Origin of the sequence: Sphingobium sp. (assembly GCA_023266575.1) — a bacterium.
Classification (GTDB): Bacteria; Pseudomonadota; Alphaproteobacteria; order Sphingomonadales; family Sphingomonadaceae; genus Sphingobium.
This window is the reverse complement of record JAHFPV010000007.1, coordinates 37,282-55,362: the sequence shown is the minus strand read 5'-3', so window position 1 is coordinate 55,362 and position 18,081 is coordinate 37,282. Positions and strand designations below refer to the sequence as shown.

Sequence of the window (18,081 nt, the reverse complement as noted above, 5' to 3'; positions counted from 1 at the left end):
ATCCCAAACCCTTCAATAGCCCCGCGACGGATCGACAATGTCGCTGGGTTTTTCCCCGCGCACGAAACGGGTCAGATCATCCTGCACCTTCTCCAGCAACCGGTGGCGAACCAGCGTGTGGTTGCTGGAGATATGCGGGGTGAGGCGCACTTGGCTGTGGGTGTAGAGGAGATGGCCTTCGGGCAGCGGCTCCGGTTCGGTCACGTCGAGCGTGGCAAAGCCCAACGGCCCGTTGTCGAGCGCATCGACCAGAGCGGTTTGATCAATCACGGAGCCGCGGGCAACGTTGATGATGTGCGCGCCGGGTTTCACCTTGGCCAGGAGCGCCTCATCGAACAGGTGGCGGGTTTCCGGGGTCGCAGGCACGGCGATGACGATATGGTCGGCGCGCCCGACCAAGGTTTCGATATCACGGACAAGCTCGACCCCATTGAGGCCCGACTGGGTGCCGGATCGACGGACGCCGATGACTTGCGCGCCCAGCGCCAGCCCGCGCCGGGCGACCGCAACCCCAATCGCGCCAAGGCCGACAATGCCGATGGTCGTGCCCGATACACGGCCAAGCGGCGCATGGACCCATTGCGCGCGCGATCGGGCCGTCACCGCCTCCAGATTCTTGGCATGGGCATAGATGGCGGCGATGACATAGTCGGCAATCTCTTCCGACGCGACGCCGCGCCCGCAGGTGACGAGTGGCGCGTCGAGCAGCCAGTCGGGATAGAAATCCACGCCCGCCGACGCGCTATAGACCCATTTCAGGCGACCCGGCCAGATATTGGGGCGCGCATGAAGCGGCTGCCTCCAGGCGAGCGAGGGGCGGACGAGCAATATGTCGGCCTCACTGGCGGCGGTCCAGGGTTCATCCTCGGCCACGTCGATCAATGTCGGGGCGGACGGATGCAGGCCAAGGCTGCGGTTGAAATCGGCTTCCATCTGGCTGGCGATGATCAGCGACATTTCAGCGTCCCTTCAATTCCCAAGCGCCGCGCGGCCCGCTGCGATCAGGATCGTGTCGGTCTGGGGCGAATGGATGCGGCTGCACAGCACGTCGCGATAATGGCGTTCGAGCGGATTTTTGCGGCTGATGCCGGGGTTGCCGGTCAGCTCCAGGCCTATTTCGACGGCCCGGATGGCGTTGGCGGTGGCGACATATTTGATAGTGTTCACCTCCGCCGCACCGGGCGGATCACCGGCATCGTGGCGCGCAGCCGCGTCGCGGACCAGCGTGCGATTGACCTGCAACAGGGTTTCGATCTCGCCGAATTTCTCCTGCACGCGCGGCAGGGTGGCCAGCGATGCGCCCAAATTGGTTGGCACCCGATCATTGAGATAGGCGCGCAGCCAATCGCGCGCGGCGCGTGCCACGCCATCATAGATGGTGGAGATGGCCAGCGCATTCCAGATCGCCAGCCCCGGATCGGCGGCCGCGCTCGCCCATTGTTCAGGCCGGCGAATGTCGACCGCATGGTCTAGCGGCGTGGGCGTATCGGTGAAATGGACCGCATGACTGACCGTGGCGCGCATCCCCAGATGGTCCCAGACCGGCTCAATCTCTATGTCTGGGCTGTCCGCTTTTACCAGGAAATTGCCGACGCGCGGATTTTGCTCATCAGTCCTGGCCCAGACCGAAAGCCAGTCGAGACCGGTCGATCCGGTGGAGTAGATTTTCGTGCCGCTGATCGCCCAGCCGTCAGCGGTGCGCCGCGCGACCGTGGCGGGCAGGCCGCCGCGCACGGGCGTCCCCAGTTCCGGTTCCACCCGCAGCCCGCCGATCAGCCCCCTGCCCGCCACCGCATCGCGCGCCAGCCGCTCGTAAATGTCCTTTGGCCAGCCCTGCGCCCGCGCTGGAGAGGCATGATAATGATAGGTCATGAACAGGATCAGGGCGGTCGATGGTTCGCCCTTGGCGACGGCTCCCAAGACCCGGATCGCCTCGGACAAGGATGCGCCCCGACCGCCCAGATCGCGCGATACGGTAAGGCCGATCAGCCCTTCGCGCGCCAGAAGATCGAAATTGGCGCGGGGAAATTCGCCGCTGCGGTCATAGGCTTCGGCGGTGGCGGCAAGTTGCCGGGTCACGCGATCGAGCAGGTCAGCAGACACCGGCGCTGCGGACGGAGGTGTGTCGAGGAGTATCGGCTGGCTGGCCATCGTTTCAGCCTCTCTTTGGAATGACGGAGTTGAAGCGGGTGTCCCATAGCGGGCGGACGTCCACCGGCTTGGGCAGCAAGCCCTGTTTGAAGAACAGGTCAGCAACCTGCTGTTGCGAGGCGATGGCGGCGTCGGTGACGGGGCGCAGCTCGAACGAGGCGCTCTTGCGCTGGAACTGATCGACAACATAGGCGCGCGGCACGCCGATATCTTGCGCGATAATCCCGGCCCATTCTTCCTGATGCGCGACCGCCCAGCCAAAGGCTTTCTGGACGAGGCCCAGATAGTCGCCGATCAGCTTTGCCTTGTCAGGATCGGCCAGCGCATCGACATGGGCGGCGACCAGATAATTGCCCGACAATATGCCATAAGCAGTGCGCAGCACCCGCGCCCCTTCCGTCGCGACGGCGCGCTGGATCGGGAAGCCGTAAATCGCCCATGCATCGAGCGCCCCTTGTGAAAAGGCGGCGGCACCGTCGGACACGCCCATGGCAACGGGCGTAATGTCATCCCAGCTCAGCCCCGCTTGTTCGAGCATACGAATCAGGAAATATTGGGTCGTGGTCGCCCGGACATAACCTACGCGCTTGCCCTTGAGATCGGCGATGGAGCGCGCCTTGGACCCTTTGGGCACCAGCACCACCTGATTATTGACGTCGCCATGGGCGACCGCGATCTGGCGGAAGCTCTGGATGGTGGAAGCGGCGGCGAAGATGGGCGGGATTTCGCTCATGCCACCATAGTCGAGCGAACCGCCATTCAGCGCCTCCACCACCAGATGGCCGGACTGAAATTCGCTATATTGGAGATCGAATCCCTCAGGCTTGATCCCCGCCGCCTTGAACAGCAGCCGCGTGTCCCCCTCCCCCTTGCCGGTGATGGACACGCGCAACCGGGGGCGGCCGCTTTCGCTTCGACCGCATCCGGTCAACAGCAGGGCGCTCCCAGCGGTGGCACCCAGAAATCCACGCCTGGACCACATGCTAGCGTGCGCCCGCGCCCTTTGGTGCCGGGTCGACGGCCCGTTCAAACAGGATCACATCGGGATCACGCAGAAATTCGCGCCTTGCCAGCTCACGCAGGCGTAGCCAGCCGCGCTTCAGGGAATGCAACAAGGTCATAATCGTCCTTCTCTCGTGCAGATGAACGATTTATCTATTGCAACAGTAGAGATAAGTCCCACAAGCAATGCTCTGCCAATGATTAGAAATGCTTGATTCATGTTGAAGGTCGACCACGCCACCATCATTGGAGGAGGCTTCAGCGGCACGTTGCTGGCGATCAACCTGCTGCGCCACGGGTCGTTGCGGGTGACGATGGTGGAGCGCCGGCCCGACCGGCTGGGACGGGGCCTCGCCTATGGGGCAGCGCAGGCGGACCATATATTGAACGTGCGCGCCGCTAATATGAGCGCACTGCCCGACCAGCCGGGCCATTTCACCGCATGGCTGACGCAGGCGGGGCTGGGGCAGGAAGGCAGCTTTGCGACGCGGCGCGATTATGGTGCCTATCTGTGCGCGATGCTGGATTCGGTGCGGGGACTGGCAGGAGACCGGCTGACCGTGCTGGAGGATGAGGCGATCGATCTGGTGCTTGATCCGGCCGGCGCGCAGGTGGCGTTGCGATCGGGAGCGACGATCGCGACCGATGTTGTGATTATCGCGCCCGGCAATCTGCCGCCCCATGACCTGCCCGCTTTGGCTGGAATAGCCAGCCCCGCCTATGTCAATAATCCCTGGGCCGCCGATATCGCGAAGGGGCTGGGCGAGGCTGATACGGTCCTGCTACTGGGCAGCGGGCTGACCGCGGTGGATTGCGCGCTGAGCCTGAACACTGCCGGTTTTGCGGGGCGGATCATCGCCCTGTCGCGGCGCGGGCTGTTGCCACATTGCCATGCGCCCGCCCCGCCCTATGCACCGCGTCGCGAACGACCACGAGGACCGGCATCCGCGCTGGTCCAAATGGTCCGTATGCGCGCAGCGGAGATTGGCTGGCGCAATGCGGTCGATGAGCTGCGCCCCTTCACCCCCGACATGTGGCGCGCCGCCAGCCCCGCCGAACAAGCCCGTTTCCTGCGTCATTTGCGGCCCTATTGGGATGTCCATCGCCATCGCATCGCGCCGCCGGTCGCTGCACGGCTGGCGGCGATGCAGGCGGAAGGGCGATTGCACGTCCGCGCAGCCAAGGTTGTTGATGCGATCGCGGTGGAATCGGGCATCAGCATGGCCGTGCGCGGACGCGGGCAGGACGCGATCGAGCGGATCGATGCTGCGCGGGTGGTCAATTGCACCGGGCCACTGGGCGACCTGCGCCGCACGGGCGACCCCCTACTGCAAAATCTCCATGCGCGCGGTGCGATCCGTCCCGATCCGCTGGCTATCGGCATCGACGTGGACCAGCAGTGCCATGCCATTGCCGATGACGGATCGGCGCAGGCCCGCCTGTTCGTCGTCGGCCCGATGACACGCGGCGCGCATTGGGAGATTGTGGCGGTGCCAGACATTCGGCGGCAAGTGTGGACGCTGGCGCGGCAGATTACAGGCGCACATTGGGTCGAGGCGGAAGGGCTTTAGCGCCAGGCCAACGTCGGCGCGACAGGGATCGAATCCCGCTCTATTTGCCCAAATCATATGTCGTCGAGGACTTGGCGTTGGTTGGCGCTGGGCGCCTCCAGTAAAACCGGGCGTGGTTTTCCTGAAAGGCATAGTCATGACCCAGAAACGGCATATCAAACTCGGCTTCATCCTGCATGGCGTAGGGCGGACATGGAACGACTGGCGGCATCCCGACCGCGACGTCAACGCCAGCACCAGCCTTGCCCATTATCAGAAGCAGGCCGCCAGCGCGGAGCGGGGGAAGTTCGACTTCCTCTTCGTCGCCGACAGCCTGTCGATCACCGAGAAGTCCAGCCCGCATTATCTCAACCGCTTCGAACCGATCACGATCCTGTCGGCGCTGGCCGCCACGACATCGCGCATCGGACTGGTCGGCACATTGACGGTCAGCTATTCCGTACCGTTCAACGTCGCGCGGCAATTCGCATCGCTCGACCATCTGAGCGGCGGGCGCGCGGGGTGGAATGTCGTGACGTCCTGGCTGGGCGATACCGCCGCCAATTTCAGCAAGACCGAACATCCCGCCCATGCCCTGCGCTATCGCATTGCGGGCGAACATCTGGACGTGGTGCAGGGGCTTTGGGACAGCTGGGATGACGGCGCGCATGTCGGCGACAAAGACAGCGGACAGTTCGTCGATCCCGACAAGCTCCACCGGCTGGACCATAAGGGCGAATTTTTCCAGGTGCGCGGGCCGCTGAACATCAAGCGCACGCCACAGGGGCAGCCGGTCATCTTCCAGGCGGGCGCATCAGAAGATGGTCGCAATTTCGCCGCGCGTCGGGCAGAGGTGATCTTCACCCATGCTCCGACACAGGATGAGGGCCAAGCCTATCTGGCCGATGTCAAGGCACGCGCCAAGGGACTGGGCCGTGACCCCGACCAGCTGTTCATCCTGCCGGGCATCGCCCCGATCATCGGCGACAGCTACGAGGACGCTGAAGCGCGTTATCGCGAATTGGCGGCGCTGGAGTCGATCGCCACCGGGCTTGGCTTCCTGTCACGCACCTTCAACGACCATGATTTCCGCCAATATGATCTGGATGCCCCATTCCCCGATGTCGAACATATCGGCCTCAACAGCCAGCAGAGCGCTACGCTGCGGATTCTGAACGAGGTGCGGGCAGAAAATCTGACGCTGCGGCAGGTGGTCGAACGGCTGGCGAGCCCGCGTGGCGCCTTTGTCGGATCGGCCGAAACGGTGGCGGATCGCTTGCAGGACTGGTTCGAGAGCAGCGCGGCGGACGGCTTTGTGGTGTTCGAGCCATTGCCGGGACAGCTGGACCTGTTCGTCGACAGGGTGATCCCCATTCTTCAGGCGCGTGGCCTATTCCGCACGGACTATGAGGGCACGACCTTCCGCGAACATCTGGGCCTGCCAGTGCCGGAAAACCGCTATTCAGTAGGTAAAAACCGCAAAAGCGCGGCCTGATGCGCGCTTCGCGCAAACCGGTGCGATAGAGATCGGACCGCATCCCCAAACATCAGGGGTATATAGGCAACCGGCGTCGCTCCTGAGAGCGGCGCCGGTTTGTCCGATCAGCCGTTCAGCTTGTCCTTGACCGCCTTGGCCGGCGTGAAACCCAGCTTCTTCGACGCGGCGATCTGAATGGTCGCACCGGTCGAGGGGTTGCGGCCTTCGCGCGCTTGCGAATCCTTCACCTTGAACTTGCCGAAGCCATTGAGGGATACTTCTTCGCCCTTCGCGGCGGCATCGGCGATGGCAGCAAAAACACCGTCGACAATCTTGCGGGCATCGGCCTTAGTGATGCCATGTGCCGAGGCAACGCCGTCGGCCAGATCGCTATTGTTCATAAAAAGCCTTTCTTAGGGGTTATTGCCTAGTCCGCATAACCAAGGCTGAGGCGCTGGTCTATATGCCAAGTGCCGCAATCTTAGGCTTAGCGCGACGTTTAGGCCGATTTTCCTGTCCTTTGTCGCACTTGGCCAGTTTCGGAACGGCCGATCGACTAAAGCTGGTTGTCCAAACCAGCCGCATGGCGCGCAGCGATATAGCCAAAGGTCAGGGACGGGCCGATGCTTGCGCCCGCGCCGGGATAGACATTACCCATCACCGATGCGGTCGAAACCCCGGTGGCGTAGAGGCCTGCGATCACATTGCCATCGGCGGTGACGACGCGGCCCTTGTCGTCGGTGATGACGCCGCCATAGGTGCTGACGTCCCCCGGCACGACCGGAACGGCGTAGAAGGGCGCCTTGTCGATCGCACCGATGGCGCTGCGCTGCGAGAATGGATCGCCGACGAAGCCGCAATTGTCATAGGCGCGCTCACCCCGGTGGAAATCCTCGTCCACGCCCCTGGCCACATGCCCGTTCCAGCGCGCCACGGTCGCCGCCAGTGCGGCGGGATCGACATGGATGCTGGCGGCCAGTCCCTCGATCGTGTCGGCGGTGTTGAGATAGCCGCTTTCGATCCAGTTTTCGGGGATCTTCTTGTCGATAAATTTGCCCGCGATCGCGTAGAGTTCCACATATTGGCGGTCGAGTATGGCCCAGCTGGGAACCGACGGGGCGACGAGATTCCGTTTGCGCATATTTTCGCAATAGAGTTCGTAACTGCCGCCTTCGTTCATGTAGCGCTGGCCGCTCTGGTCGACCAGGATCGCGTGGGGCTTGCCGGTCATCGACTGGGCACCGGGCGCGACATAGAGCTTGTCCCAGCCGGGCGCGAGGGTCATCTGGTAGCCAACCAGCTGGTCCATCTGCGCCAACTGGCCGCCGACCCGTTCCAGTTCGCGGTGCATCTCTCCGGTGTCGCCCTCGGCGGTTTGCGACCATTGCGCCTGCGTGCCAGGCATATAGGCATCGCGCATCGCCTGGTTCCGGGCAAAACCGCCCGCATTGATGAGGACGCCAAGTCGCGCGCCGATCCGCCATGGCTTGCCATCGCGCATCGTCACGACGCCGGTGGCTGTCCCATCCTCGATCACCAGTTCGCTGACCGGCGCGTTCAGTCGCAGCTCTGCGCCCGCCGCAAGACCGGCCTTGAGCAGGCGTCCCTGCAACGCGCCGCCCGCCGTGGTATGTTTGCGCCCCAGCACCAGATCACGCAGTGTGCGCAGGATGATCCGCCCCAGCATCTTGCCCGACGCTTTGTTGGTCCGGCGATGGCCCTGTGCCTCCATCCCCTCGACCAGCGTCACGTTAAATTCGGCAAAGCCCTTGCGCAGCTTGTCGCGCCATGACCCCAGTTCCTTGCGATCGAAGGGTTTGGCGACCACCGTGCGCGACGTCTTGCAGCCGCCCGGCAGCTCATCATAATAGTCCGGCCAGAAGGTTGCGCCGCGTTGCAGCGCCACGCCCTTGTCCACCAGAAAGTCGATCGCGCGGGGTGCCTGCGTCACATAGGCCAGCCGTTTTTCGCGCGAGGTGCCGGGAGCGGGTGTGCCGTCCAGCTCCTGCAAGGCGTCGAGATAGGTCATGGCCGCATCGGCGCTGTCCTGTTCTCCGTCGGCCAGCATGAAGCGATTGGCGGGAATCCACATGACGCCACCCGACTTGGCGGTCGTGCCGCCGGCCCAGGCCGTCTTTTCGAGGATGACGACCGACTTGTCGGCATGGCGCATGACCAGCGCGGAGATCATCGATCCAGCGCCGCTGCCCACGACCACCCAGTCGAACGTCTCGTCAAACCCGGCCATGCTCCGCTCTCCCTTATGTCTTGCCGCGAAGCTATAGCGCGATGACAGGGAATGGCAGCTCGCGCGGGCAAACGGGCTGCGCTTATCGCCATGGCGACGTTGGCAGGGGCACGGAGCATGATAAGGGAGGGGCAAGGAGACCCGCGCATGAGCCAGCCACTGCCCCTGTTCCAGACGATTTTGCTCGAACGACGCGAACGGTTGCTGGTCGTGACGCTCAATCGGCCCGATGCGCTGAACGCGGTCAATCTGACGCTGCATGACGAATTGCCCGAAGCGCTAACCTTTGCGGCGACCGACCCTGCGTCCGACGTCATCCTGCTGACCGGCGCAGGGCGCGCCTTTTCGGCTGGTGGCGACACTGCGCATATGGAGCATAATGCCGCCAACCCGCATCTGTTTGACCATGAAGCGCGGCAGGCCAAGCGGATCGTCTTTGCGATGCTGGACATTGAAAAGCCTGTCGTGTGCCGGATGAATGGCCATGCGGTGGGTCTGGGCGCGTCGATCGCCTTATTGTGCGACGTGATATTTGCCGCCGAGGGTGCCAAGATCGGTGATCCGCATGTCGGCATCGGGCTGGTTGCCGGGGATGGTGGCGCGCTGGTGTGGGCGCAGCGGATCGGGCTGGCCAAGGCCAAGGAATATCTGCTGACTGGCGAGTTGCTGTCTGCGCGCAAGGCGGCGGAGATCGGGCTGATCAATCACTGCGTCGCGCCGGAGGAACTGGACGGGGTTGTGGAAGCCTTTTGCAGCAAGCTGCTGGCGGGCGCGCCCAATGCGATCCGCTGGACGAAAGTGCTGACCAATATGGAGTTGAAGCGGATAGCCAGCGCCGTGATGGAGGCAGGGATCGCCTATGAATCGCTCAGCGTCCGCAGCGATGATCATCGTGAGGGGATTGCGGCGTTGAAGGAGAAGCGCGCGCCGCGGTTTACGGGGCAGTAGAATATGAGGTCTGGTTATGGCGTCAGTTGACGTCCGCCAGTCGCACCCAGCGGCGGGTTTCGCTCGACAGGCGGATCGCTTCCTGAAGGCGTTCGACCTCCAGCGCTTCGGCAAAGTCCGGGGCGCCAGCGCCGCGACCATGGATCGCTTCGACCATTGCGTGCATCGATAGCGCCATCGGGTAGCTGGGCTGAGGTTCGCTCTGCCAGTCGAGGGCGATGCCCGGCGCGCTTTTGTAGCGGTCGGAGATAGCGATCTCTTGCAATTCCCCGCCCAACTGACCGCCGCGCAGGGTGCAGTCGCGCGCGGTCGGGAAGGTGGGCGAGGAAGCGACCAGTCGCCCCTTGCTGCCAAAGACATCGGCCAGCCAGCCGTCGTGCAGCGCCATGCTCCAGCTGATCTGCATCTGCATGGTGAGGCCGCTTTCGAAGCGCAGGATGACATTGGCGAAATCATTGGTTTCGGGCGTGATTGCGTCGCCATCGGGGAAGCGCCATGCGCGCAATATCTGGCTGTCGTCCGCAACCAGTTCGGCGACAGGGCCGAACAATTGGCGCAGCATGTAGAGGGCGTGGCTGCCATTATTGCGGACGGCGGAGACCCCCTGCCCACTTTGCGCGAACCAGTTATAGGGGAATTGTTTGACCGGGCTGTTGAACAGCGACAGGTTGAAATGGCAGGTGCCACCCAACGGACTGCCGATATAGTCTGCGTCCAGCATCGCCTTCATCTGGGCATGGGCTGGCAGCCATTGGGAGAAGGCATCGACCACGCCGATGCTGGTCCCCGCACGCCATGCGGCATCGATCGCCTTCGCCCCGGCCCAGTCAGGGGCGTGAGGGCTGGCATTATACACATGTTTGCCATTGGCCAGCGCGGCCAGCACCATAGGCAGGCGAACGCTGGGCCTTGTCCCCAGATCGACGATGTCGATATCCGGGTCGGCGCACATTTCGGCTGCGTTCCAGAAGGCGCGCGGCAGGTTCAGGCGGTCGGCGGCGGCGCGGGCAGTTTCCTCCCGCGATGTGCAGATCGCGGTGACGTCTACGCCGGGAATGGCGCGCCAGGCGGGCAGATGGGCGAAGGCACCCCAAGCGGCGCTGACGATGCCGACGCGCAATGGTCTCATTCGATCGTGCCGAGGACCGTACCGACTTCATAGGTTTCGCCGGGCTGGGCAATGATGCGCAGCGTGCCGCTGGCGGGCGATTCCACTTCATTGGCCGACTTGTCGGCTTCGAGCAGATAGAGCGGCTGGCCTTCCTCGACCTGCGCGCCATCTTCGGCGAGCCATTCGGCGATCTGGGCCTCGGTCATCGAAAAGCCGATTTTGGGCAGCAAAATGTCGGTCGCCATAGTCTTGTCCCTCATGCAAACAGGAATGTCTCTTGGCATCCGTCATGCCCGCTCCGGCGACGGTGCGGCAATGCGCAGGGGCGATGATGCAGCCAATATCGTTGCCGCGATAGCGCCCGAAATCAGTAGCCGCGGCTGTCGGTCCAGTCCTCGGTCTCGCCGGGCTTGTAGGTCTTGCCGGGGGTCTTGCCGGATGCCGTCTTGAGGTCGAAGCCGATCGGGTCTGCGCCGCCCTCGATCCCGACGCCGAAGGAGGAGAGCGCCCAACTGGTCATCACATAATGGCCGATGGAGAATACCAGATCCATCTGCTGCTGCTTGGTGAAATGGCGGCCCAGCACGGCCCAGTTGGCGTCGCTGATGGTGCCGTCGGCGATGAGTTCATCAACCGAGCGCAGCACGGCGTCGTCCGCCTCGTCCCAATTGCCGCCCGCGGGATAATCGCGGATGGCGGCGATATCCTCCAGCGTCAGGCCGGCGTTCAGGCCATAGCCGACATGATTATGCCATTCATAGGCGGACTTCACGGCCCATGCGACGCGCAGGATCAGCAGCTCCAGATGCCTGGTCGACAGTGAGTTGGACATAAGCAGATGCTTGCCCCAGACATTATACATCTTGCCCAGCGCAGGATGGTTGGCCATGACCATTAACACATTGGTTTTAGAGCCTTCTTCCCAGGAATTTGGCTCACCCCAATAGGAAAACACCTCCCGCGCATCGTCGGTCCACTCCTCGCGCGGCAGCGGCAGGATGCGGGGTTTGATGTCGGTCATGGCTGGGGCACTCCTTGGGTCAGTGCGGCCGCTTCACTGTCGCAGCCGGTGGGCCGGGCCTTGGCACGGGCGATATCCTTGCGCGCGGCCTTCATGTCTTTCTGGAACGTCCGGTCGGCGTTCAGCCGTGCGAACACGACCGTGGCGGCAAGGCGGCCTTCCTCGGTATCGCTGAGCCAATGGACGTTGCAGACGCGGCGGCTGTCGCCAAAGGCGCGACCGCGCGCGACCAGGGCCGGGGCAATGTCCGGGCGCAACTCGGCCAGCACCAACCCCCAGCCATAGCCGATGGCGCTGTGGCCGGACGGATAGGAGCCGTCCTTGCGCAGCATCGGCTCCCAGTCCGGCGTGCAGGTGGGTTGACCATTGACCATGAAGGGGCGCGGGCGGGCGTAGCGATGCTTGATCGCGCTGGTGGACATGCCGAAATCGGCAATGGTCCGGCGCAGCAGCCGGTCGAGCCGGGGCGTCGTGTCCGGGCCGATCGCAACGCCGAGCGTGCAGGAGAAGGTCGCGGTCGCCTTGGGACTAAGCAAATCGGCGTCTGCGGTCGCGAGCGTCCAGCGCGGGCCGCCTCTCAGCGTCAGCGCGGCCTTCGCTCCCTCCTCATCGCGGGCCAGCGCGGCGGAGCCGGGTGCGGGCGGCGGCGGGGCAAAGCTGTCGGGCAATGGCCCGCTCTTGAGATAGCCCGTGCCCAGCCGGGGGGCGGCGGGTTCGGCTGCGACGCTGGGCAGCGCGATCGTGGCGAGGCAGGCGGCGAGGAAGTAAGCTTTCATAGCGTTACAGCCCCTCGACCAGCAGTGCACGGTAGGGCGCGCCCTTTTGCCGGAGGAGCGCCGATTCCTGATATTCCGGGCTGTTGTACCAGGCGCGCGCTTTATCCGCGTCGGGGAATTCCAATATGACGATGCCCTCCGGCCCCTCACCCTCCAGCGTTTCGAGCGCGCCATAGACGGCAAGTGGTTTCAGCCCATAATCGGCAACGAAACGCCCGGCATGGCTGCGGTTCATGCCGCTATAGGCGTCCATCGCCGCCTGATCGGTTATCGGGCCTTCGCGGGTGAAGATCATATAGGCCGGCATTACCTGTCCTTTTCAATGCATCGCATGGTTGACCGCCGCGCCGTTCCAGCCGCCGGCTGCCGCAAAATCGGTGCGGCAGGACCGGCTGGCGATCCAGGCCAGGATAGTGCTGGGAATGCCGACCAGCAACGCCCAGCGCATCGCCATGCCCAGCGAATCCTCGCCGTAAATCGGGCGCAGCATATCGCTGAGCCAGCCGACCAGCACCGGGCCGCCGCCAAGGCCAATGACCTGGATCGACACCATCAGCACGGCGATAGCGGTCGCACGGGAGCGGGACGGGACAAGGCCAGCGACCACAGCCATCAGCGGCGCGGCGGACAGGCCGCCGATGAGCATATTGAGGCCATAGAGCGGGAATACGCGGTCGGCCGAGCCAGTCAGGATCAGCCAGCCAATGCCGGTGGCGAGCGCGCCGCTGATCATCAGCATCCAGACATACCAGCGCATGTCGCGACGGCCCAGAAAGTCCGCCAGCGGGCCGCCGACCGTATGGCCGATCGCGGACCCGAAGAAGAGCGCGCCGCCCATCTGCAACCCGGCTTCATTGGCGGGCATCCCATGGGTGCGCTCCATGAAGGCGGGCGCCCAGCTGATAAAGCCCATGGTCAGCAACGCATTCAATGAGGCGGCGAGAATGAGCGGTGGCAAGGTCTTGATCGCCATCAATTCGCGCGCGGTCTTGAGAAACGACGCCGGTGGGCTTGTTTCAACCGGCGCGCCATCGGCCAGTCCCGCGCGGGTGTCACGCAAGGTGAACCAGACGATGGGCGCCAGGATGAAGCCGGGAATGCTGCCGAAGATCAGCGTGTTGCGCCAGCCATATTCCTGCACGGCCCAGCCGCCTACCGCCGGGCCAAGGAAGGTGCCAAGCGACGCGCCGAGCAGAAAGATGGAGAGCGCCGTCGCGCGCTGGCGAACGGGGAAAAGGTCGGCGATCCATGCCTGCGACGGCGGGGTAAAGCCCCCTTCACCAAGGCCGATGCCCGCCCGACCGATCAGCAAGACCCAGAAATTCTTGGCCATGCCGCAGACGATGATCGCCAGGCTCCAGACGGTAGCGGCGATCGCCACGATCTTGCGTTTCGACCAGCGATCGGCCAGCCGCGCGAGCGGGATGATGGCCAGGATATAGACGATGGCGATGATCATGTCCTTGACCATGCCGATCGCTGCGTCGGACAGGCCCAGTTCGCGACGGATCGGTTCGACCATCACCACCATCAGATAGCGTTCGCCCTGCACGGAGGCAGACACCAGCACCATGATGAAGAGGAACCAGGACCGGTAGGCCATGCTGGGCAGCGCCTCTGACAGCGCGGGCGCGCGTGGTTCGATGTCGGCCATATATTTCCTCGCCTCTTATTCTGTCGGGGTCGGCCTACATCGCCGCCGTGTCGGCGGTCGGGCGGATCAGGATTTGCGACACGTTCGCCCGTGCGGGCAATGACGTGATGAAAAGGATCGCTTGCGCGATGTCGTCGGGCTGCATCGCTGTGTCCTTGCCGACATGGTCGGTCATCGCCGCGCGCATCGCCGGATCGCTGATGCCGCTTGCGACTTGCGTGGCGGTCGCGCCCGGCTCGACGATGGACACGCGGATACCCGCGCCGCCCACTTCCTGACGCAGGCTTTCGGTCATGCCGGTGAGGCCGAACTTGCTGGTCGAATAGGGACCGAACAGCCCGGCTGCGCGCCGCCCGGCGGTGGAGGAGATATTGATGATGTCGCCGCTGCCCTGAGCCTTCATCGGGCCGATCGCCGCCTTGCAGGTGTAGAGCGTGCCGAGCAGGTTGATGTCTATCACCCGCCGCCATTCGTCGAGCGAGAGGCTTTCCACCCCACCCGCCTGGATGACCCCGGCGGAATTGACGAGGATGTCGATGCGGCCAAGCCGATCGACGGTGTCGGTGACGGCGCGGGTGGCGTCCGCCTCCACCGCCATGTCGCCGGGCAGCGCGATGGCCTTGCCGCCCTCACCAACAATACGATCGACCAATGCGCCCAATCGATCGACGCGCCGGGCCGACAGCGCCACGCTGGCTCCCGCACCCGCCAGAGCCAGTGCAGCCGCTTCGCCAATGCCCGACGATGCGCCGGTCACCAGCGCGACCTTTCCTGTCAGGCTGCCTGCCATGTCCGCTCCTTCTATGTCTGTTACAGCGATGATCGCCCGAAGGCGCATGGCCGCACAAGGCAAGCGGGTGACATATCGCTCAGGCGGGCGGGCGGCGATTGTCCGGCTGGCCTGCCGTGAGACCATGATAGCGCGGGGGCGATTTGCCTGGCGCGGCCCGACATGGCAGCCAGTCTGTGCCTGAACAGCCGGACAAGCATGACATCATAACAGGAGACGAGGATGGGATCGGCCTATTGGGGCGAATTGCGGACGCATTGGCGCCCGCTTCTTGCCGCGACCATGGGACTGGGGTTCGGCATAGGCCTGTCCGCCTATACGATGGGCCTGTTTGCGCCCAAGCTGATCGCCGAATTTGGCTGGCCCAAATCGCAATTCGCGCTGCTGGGCAGTTTCGGGCTGCTGATGCTGATCGCGCAGCCGATCACCGGGCGGCTGACCGACCGGTTCGGGGTGCGGGCCGTGTCCGCCGTGGGTGTGCTGGCCGGGCCGAGCGCCTATATCGCCTTTGCCATGCAACCGGGCAGCATCCGTGCCTTCTTTGCCATTGCGATGTTGCAGATCGTGGTCGGCACGCTGACCACATCGCCCGTCTATACAAGGATCGTGGCGGAACGATTCCAGCGGGCGCGCGGACTGGCCTTTTCCATCGTCATGACCGGGCCGCCGCTGGTCGGCGCGGTGATCGCGCCGCTGCTGGGCAGGTTCATAGAGAGCGATGGGTGGCGCAACGGCTATCTGCTGATGGGCGGGGTCACGATGATCTTCGGCCTGATCGCCGTGCTGATGACGCCGCCGCATATCGGCGTGCATCAGGACGCGGACGTGCCGGTGGAACCCAAAGCTGGCTATGGCGTGATCGTGCGCAATCCCGCCTTCTGGGTGCTGATCGTCGGCATGATATTGGTGAATATCCCGCAGGGCCTGCTGTCGTCCCAGTTGAAGCTGGTGCTGATGGATAGCGGCGCGCAGTCGCAGACGGCGACCTGGCTGATTTCCGTTTTTGCGATCGGCGTGATGGTGGGCCGCTTTGCCTGCGGCCTGTCGCTCGACCGGATGGAGCCGCATCTGGTTGCGGCACTGACGCTATCCATGCCGGCCATTGGCATGATGCTGATGGCGTCGCCCTTCGACAGCACCGTCGTCCTGGCGCTGTCGGTCGGGATGATGGGGCTGGCGCAAGGGGCCGAGGGGGATATCGCTGCCTATCTGGTATCGCGGCGGTTCGGGCTTAAAGTGTTCAGCCTGGTCATGGGGCTGGTCGGCGCGTCGATCGCGGGCGGGGCTGCGCTGGGCTCGCTGACGCTGAGTTACACACTCGGCCTATGGGGCAGCTATGCGCCGTTTCTGATGATCGGCGCCTGCGTCACGATCGTGGGAGCCGCCCTGTTCCTGACACTGGGCCATGGTTCCCGCAAGATGGAGGCGGCGCGCACATGACGAGCCGGGCAAAAGTCGCTGTCGTCACGGGCGCAAGCGCGGGCATTGGCAAGGAAGCAGCGCGCGCCCTGCTGCAACAGGGGTGGCGGGTGATCGGCGTCGGGCGCGACCCGGCACGGTGCGCGGCGGCGGCGGTAGAACTGACCGCCCTGCCCGGCGCGGATTTCACCATGATCCGGGCGGACATGGCGCTGCTGGCGGAAACGGCGCGGGCGGCACGCGAGATTGCGGCGCTGGCACCGGAGATCGACGCGCTGCTCAACAATGCGGGCGGGGTGATGGCGCAGCGGATCATCACGCTTGAGGGGCATGAGGCGACCTTCGCGTCCAATCACCTCGCGCCGTTCCTGCTGACGCAGATATTGCTGCCCAATTTGCTGGCCGCGGCGGCGCGATCGGACCCTGGTTCAGTGCGGGTGGCGGCAGTGTCCTCCACGGGCCACGAACATTGTACCGGGATTGCGTGGGACGATCTGAGCTTTGCCGCGAGCTTTGTCGGTGGCGCGGCCTATTGCCATGCCAAGCTTGCCAATATTCTGTTCATCCGCGAACTGGCGCGGCAGCTGGAAGGAACGGGGATCGTCGCCCATGCGATGCACCCCGGCGTGGTGGCGAGCAATTTCGCCAGTCACTGCGACGCGCCGATGCAGGCCTATATGGAATCGATCGCCGACCGGGCGCTAACCCCGGCGCAGGCGGCGGACACGCTGGTGTGGCTGGCCAGCGATCCGGCACCGGGCCGGTCGAGCGGCGGCTATTTCCATATGCGCGAAGCTGTGGCCTGTTCGGCAGCAGCGCAGGATGATGCCGCCGCTGCGCGATTGTGGCGGGTGAGTGAAGCTCTGGTAGCGGGCTACTGAAAGCGGGCGATCACTTGCGGCATGTCCGCCGTGGTGCGGATGCCGGGCGGGGCGTCGCAGACCGCTGCAATCGCGTTGACCGCGCGATGGGCGGTCAGGCCGGGGGTGAAGGCGGCATAATCTTCCGGGGCGACCGGGAAGCCTATATCGACTTCGACCGGCGTGTCTCCCTCCACCCGGATGCGCCAGCCGGATTCGCGCAGGCGCCAGTCGGGCCGGTCGATTTCCCGGCTGCAATACCAGTTGGCGCGAAAGCGCAGCACCGGCGTGCCGTTGCGCATTCCCGACACGGTAATGCGCTGGGCCGCGACGGTGCCTGCCGGGATAGTGCCAGCCGCGATCAGGATATCGCGGGTTGCTGCCCCCATCTCGCCGACGGCGTCCCAGCTGTCGATGGTGATCCCCGCCGCATCGGCCAGCTGGGCCAGCGAGCCGGCGAAGTCGCCCTTCACATGCTCGATCTGGCGCGGGTCGAAGGCGCTGGGGATGCGGCCAAAGCCCATGATGTTGAACAGCAGGTCCGGCGAATTGCGGCTCGAAACGTCGCCATATTCGTCGATCGTCAGGCAATCGAGCCGACGGGAGAGGGAGAGTAGCGGGATCGGCAGGGCTTCGGTCACGAAACCGGGGCTGGAGCCTGTGCTGTAGATGGAGCTATTGCCGGTGCGGCAGGCCGCCTCGATCTTGTCTCGCGCGACCGGGTCCATTGCGGGCGGATGATGGAAGTCGCCACGGGTCGTAACGACATTCTTGCCCGATGCGAGCAGGCGGCACAGTTCGTCCATGTCGGTGCCCTGCCGCATGTAGAGGACGCAATCGGCCTCCATCGCGACGAGTTCATCGACCGAGCCTGTCGCAATGACGCCGCAGGGGGCCAGCCCGGCAAGGTCGCCCGCATCCCTGCCGCGCTTGTCGTTGGAACTCACCCACAGGCCGACAAGATCGAGCGCGGGATGATCGATCACCGTGCGCAGCGCGCGGGAACCGATATTGCCGGTCGCCCATTGGATGACGCGGTATCGCCGCTTGCCTGTCATTGCCTCTCCTTCCGGG

At 64.4% G+C, this 18,081-nt stretch carries 19 protein-coding genes; 5 read left to right on the top strand and 14 right to left on the bottom strand.

Annotated elements, in window-relative coordinates; genetic code table 11:
• Positions 1 to 12: 12 nt before the first annotated feature.
• The 4 genes from Q0D44_RS08855 to Q0D44_RS08840 are packed head-to-tail and all read right to left on the bottom strand — an operon-like array spanning position 13 to position 3,266.
• Entirely contained in the window at positions 13 to 957 is a 945-nt protein-coding gene (locus Q0D44_RS08855) for a D-isomer specific 2-hydroxyacid dehydrogenase family protein (protein WP_294135474.1), read from the bottom strand.
• 12 nt (positions 958 to 969) lie between these two features.
• A complete protein-coding gene (locus Q0D44_RS08850; RefSeq protein ID WP_294135472.1) occupies positions 970 to 2,151 on the bottom strand; it encodes an acyl-CoA dehydrogenase family protein in 1,182 nt (393 codons plus the stop codon).
• A 4-nt stretch (positions 2,152 to 2,155) separates the two neighbouring features.
• Positions 2,156 to 3,133, bottom strand: coding sequence for an ABC transporter substrate-binding protein (locus Q0D44_RS08845; protein WP_294135470.1), 978 nt, complete (start codon positions 3,131 to 3,133; stop codon positions 2,156 to 2,158).
• A 1-nt stretch (position 3,134) separates the two neighbouring features.
• Positions 3,135 to 3,266 carry a hypothetical protein gene (locus tag Q0D44_RS08840; RefSeq protein WP_294135468.1) on the bottom strand — a complete coding sequence of 44 codons (132 nt, stop codon included), beginning with the start codon at positions 3,264 to 3,266 and terminating at the stop codon, positions 3,135 to 3,137.
• 105 nt (positions 3,267 to 3,371) lie between these two features.
• On the opposite strand from Q0D44_RS08840, the gene Q0D44_RS08835 reads away from it, so the two are divergent.
• The gene (locus tag Q0D44_RS08835; RefSeq protein ID WP_294135466.1) at positions 3,372 to 4,724 is read left to right on the top strand and encodes an FAD/NAD(P)-binding protein; all 1,353 of its coding nucleotides are present in this window, start codon (positions 3,372 to 3,374) and stop codon (positions 4,722 to 4,724) included.
• Between the two features lie 136 nt (positions 4,725 to 4,860).
• On the top strand, positions 4,861 to 6,198 hold the full coding sequence (locus Q0D44_RS08830) for an LLM class flavin-dependent oxidoreductase (RefSeq protein WP_294135465.1): 1,338 nt from the start codon (positions 4,861 to 4,863) through the stop codon (positions 6,196 to 6,198).
• Positions 6,199 to 6,305: 107 nt separating this feature from the next.
• On the opposite strand, the gene Q0D44_RS08825 is transcribed toward Q0D44_RS08830, so the two are convergent.
• Both Q0D44_RS08825 and Q0D44_RS08820 read right to left on the bottom strand, forming a co-directional pair.
• Entirely contained in the window at positions 6,306 to 6,581 is a 276-nt protein-coding gene (locus Q0D44_RS08825; RefSeq protein WP_294135463.1) for an HU family DNA-binding protein, read from the bottom strand.
• Between the two features lie 155 nt (positions 6,582 to 6,736).
• Positions 6,737 to 8,428: an FAD-binding protein gene (locus Q0D44_RS08820; RefSeq protein WP_294135461.1), complete on the bottom strand. Its 1,692-nt coding sequence runs from the start codon at positions 8,426 to 8,428 to the stop codon at positions 6,737 to 6,739.
• Positions 8,429 to 8,575: 147 nt separating this feature from the next.
• On the opposite strand from Q0D44_RS08820, the gene Q0D44_RS08815 reads away from it, so the two are divergent.
• On the top strand, positions 8,576 to 9,376 hold the full coding sequence (locus Q0D44_RS08815) for an enoyl-CoA hydratase-related protein (protein ID WP_294135459.1): 801 nt from the start codon (positions 8,576 to 8,578) through the stop codon (positions 9,374 to 9,376).
• Positions 9,377 to 9,398: 22 nt separating this feature from the next.
• Here the strand turns inward: Q0D44_RS08815 and Q0D44_RS08810 are convergent, their stop codons facing one another.
• The 7 genes from Q0D44_RS08810 to Q0D44_RS08780 all read right to left on the bottom strand — a co-directional run bounded on the left by Q0D44_RS08810 (position 9,399) and on the right by Q0D44_RS08780 (position 14,728).
• Positions 9,399 to 10,505 carry a Gfo/Idh/MocA family oxidoreductase gene (locus Q0D44_RS08810; RefSeq protein ID WP_294135457.1) on the bottom strand — a complete coding sequence of 369 codons (1,107 nt, stop codon included), beginning with the start codon at positions 10,503 to 10,505 and terminating at the stop codon, positions 9,399 to 9,401.
• Positions 10,502 to 10,732, bottom strand: a complete 231-nt coding sequence (locus Q0D44_RS08805; RefSeq protein ID WP_006950849.1) for a lipoyl domain-containing protein — start codon at positions 10,730 to 10,732, stop codon at positions 10,502 to 10,504. Before Q0D44_RS08805 ends, Q0D44_RS08810 begins: the two co-directional genes overlap by 4 nt.
• A 122-nt stretch (positions 10,733 to 10,854) precedes the next feature.
• Positions 10,855 to 11,508: a carboxymuconolactone decarboxylase family protein gene (locus tag Q0D44_RS08800; RefSeq protein WP_294135455.1), complete on the bottom strand. Its 654-nt coding sequence runs from the start codon at positions 11,506 to 11,508 to the stop codon at positions 10,855 to 10,857.
• Entirely contained in the window at positions 11,505 to 12,284 is a 780-nt protein-coding gene (locus tag Q0D44_RS08795; protein ID WP_294135453.1) for a phosphatase PAP2 family protein, read from the bottom strand. Before Q0D44_RS08795 ends, Q0D44_RS08800 begins: the two co-directional genes overlap by 4 nt.
• Before the next feature lie 4 nt (positions 12,285 to 12,288).
• Positions 12,289 to 12,591, bottom strand: a complete 303-nt coding sequence (locus Q0D44_RS08790) for a DUF1330 domain-containing protein (protein ID WP_294135451.1) — start codon at positions 12,589 to 12,591, stop codon at positions 12,289 to 12,291.
• Positions 12,592 to 12,603: 12 nt separating this feature from the next.
• Positions 12,604 to 13,938 (bottom strand): MFS transporter, encoded by a 1,335-nt coding sequence (locus Q0D44_RS08785; protein WP_294135449.1) that lies wholly within the window; start codon positions 13,936 to 13,938, stop codon positions 12,604 to 12,606.
• Positions 13,939 to 13,972: 34 nt separating this feature from the next.
• A complete protein-coding gene (locus tag Q0D44_RS08780) occupies positions 13,973 to 14,728 on the bottom strand; it encodes an SDR family NAD(P)-dependent oxidoreductase (RefSeq protein WP_294135447.1) in 756 nt (251 codons plus the stop codon).
• A gap of 222 nt (positions 14,729 to 14,950) precedes the next feature.
• On the opposite strand from Q0D44_RS08780, the gene Q0D44_RS08775 reads away from it, so the two are divergent.
• Positions 14,951 to 16,168 carry an MFS transporter gene (locus Q0D44_RS08775; protein WP_294135445.1) on the top strand — a complete coding sequence of 406 codons (1,218 nt, stop codon included), beginning with the start codon at positions 14,951 to 14,953 and terminating at the stop codon, positions 16,166 to 16,168.
• Complete coding sequence (locus tag Q0D44_RS08770) at positions 16,165 to 17,028, top strand: SDR family NAD(P)-dependent oxidoreductase (RefSeq protein ID WP_294135443.1); 864 nt, start codon at positions 16,165 to 16,167, stop codon at positions 17,026 to 17,028. Before Q0D44_RS08775 ends, Q0D44_RS08770 begins: the two co-directional genes overlap by 4 nt.
• Here Q0D44_RS08770 and Q0D44_RS08765 read toward each other — a convergent pair.
• Positions 17,022 to 18,065 carry a dihydrodipicolinate reductase gene (locus tag Q0D44_RS08765; protein ID WP_294135442.1) on the bottom strand — a complete coding sequence of 348 codons (1,044 nt, stop codon included), beginning with the start codon at positions 18,063 to 18,065 and terminating at the stop codon, positions 17,022 to 17,024. The two genes, Q0D44_RS08770 and Q0D44_RS08765, sit on opposite strands and share 7 nt — an antisense overlap.
• Between the last annotated feature and the right edge of the window lie 16 nt (positions 18,066 to 18,081).

Excerpts from the sequence above, each read along its gene's own strand:
- Q0D44_RS08845 (WP_294135470.1), bottom strand. The coding sequence starts at position 3,133 with ATGTGGTCCAGGCGTGGATTTCTGGGTGCCACCGCTGGGAGCGCCCTG.
- Q0D44_RS08850 (WP_294135472.1), bottom strand. The coding sequence starts at position 2,151 with ATGGCCAGCCAGCCGATACTCCTCGACACACCTCCGTCCGCAGCGCCG.
- Q0D44_RS08790 (WP_294135451.1), bottom strand. The coding sequence starts at position 12,591 with ATGCCGGCCTATATGATCTTCACCCGCGAAGGCCCGATAACCGATCAG.
- Q0D44_RS08820 (WP_294135461.1), bottom strand. The coding sequence starts at position 8,428 with ATGGCCGGGTTTGACGAGACGTTCGACTGGGTGGTCGTGGGCAGCGGC.
- Q0D44_RS08785 (WP_294135449.1), bottom strand. The coding sequence starts at position 13,938 with ATGGCCGACATCGAACCACGCGCGCCCGCGCTGTCAGAGGCGCTGCCC.
- Q0D44_RS08805 (WP_006950849.1), bottom strand. The coding sequence starts at position 10,732 with ATGGCGACCGACATTTTGCTGCCCAAAATCGGCTTTTCGATGACCGAG.
- Q0D44_RS08775 (WP_294135445.1), top strand. The coding sequence starts at position 14,951 with ATGGGATCGGCCTATTGGGGCGAATTGCGGACGCATTGGCGCCCGCTT.
- Q0D44_RS08835 (WP_294135466.1), top strand. The coding sequence starts at position 3,372 with ATGTTGAAGGTCGACCACGCCACCATCATTGGAGGAGGCTTCAGCGGC.
- Q0D44_RS08780 (WP_294135447.1), bottom strand. The coding sequence starts at position 14,728 with ATGGCAGGCAGCCTGACAGGAAAGGTCGCGCTGGTGACCGGCGCATCG.
- Q0D44_RS08825 (WP_294135463.1), bottom strand. The coding sequence starts at position 6,581 with ATGAACAATAGCGATCTGGCCGACGGCGTTGCCTCGGCACATGGCATC.
- Q0D44_RS08815 (WP_294135459.1), top strand. The coding sequence starts at position 8,576 with ATGAGCCAGCCACTGCCCCTGTTCCAGACGATTTTGCTCGAACGACGC.
- Q0D44_RS08770 (WP_294135443.1), top strand. The coding sequence starts at position 16,165 with ATGACGAGCCGGGCAAAAGTCGCTGTCGTCACGGGCGCAAGCGCGGGC.
- Q0D44_RS08800 (WP_294135455.1), bottom strand. The coding sequence starts at position 11,508 with ATGACCGACATCAAACCCCGCATCCTGCCGCTGCCGCGCGAGGAGTGG.
- Q0D44_RS08830 (WP_294135465.1), top strand. The coding sequence starts at position 4,861 with ATGACCCAGAAACGGCATATCAAACTCGGCTTCATCCTGCATGGCGTA.
- Q0D44_RS08810 (WP_294135457.1), bottom strand. The coding sequence starts at position 10,505 with ATGAGACCATTGCGCGTCGGCATCGTCAGCGCCGCTTGGGGTGCCTTC.
- Q0D44_RS08765 (WP_294135442.1), bottom strand. The coding sequence starts at position 18,065 with ATGACAGGCAAGCGGCGATACCGCGTCATCCAATGGGCGACCGGCAAT.
- Q0D44_RS08855 (WP_294135474.1), bottom strand. The coding sequence starts at position 957 with ATGTCGCTGATCATCGCCAGCCAGATGGAAGCCGATTTCAACCGCAGC.
- Q0D44_RS08795 (WP_294135453.1), bottom strand. The coding sequence starts at position 12,284 with ATGAAAGCTTACTTCCTCGCCGCCTGCCTCGCCACGATCGCGCTGCCC.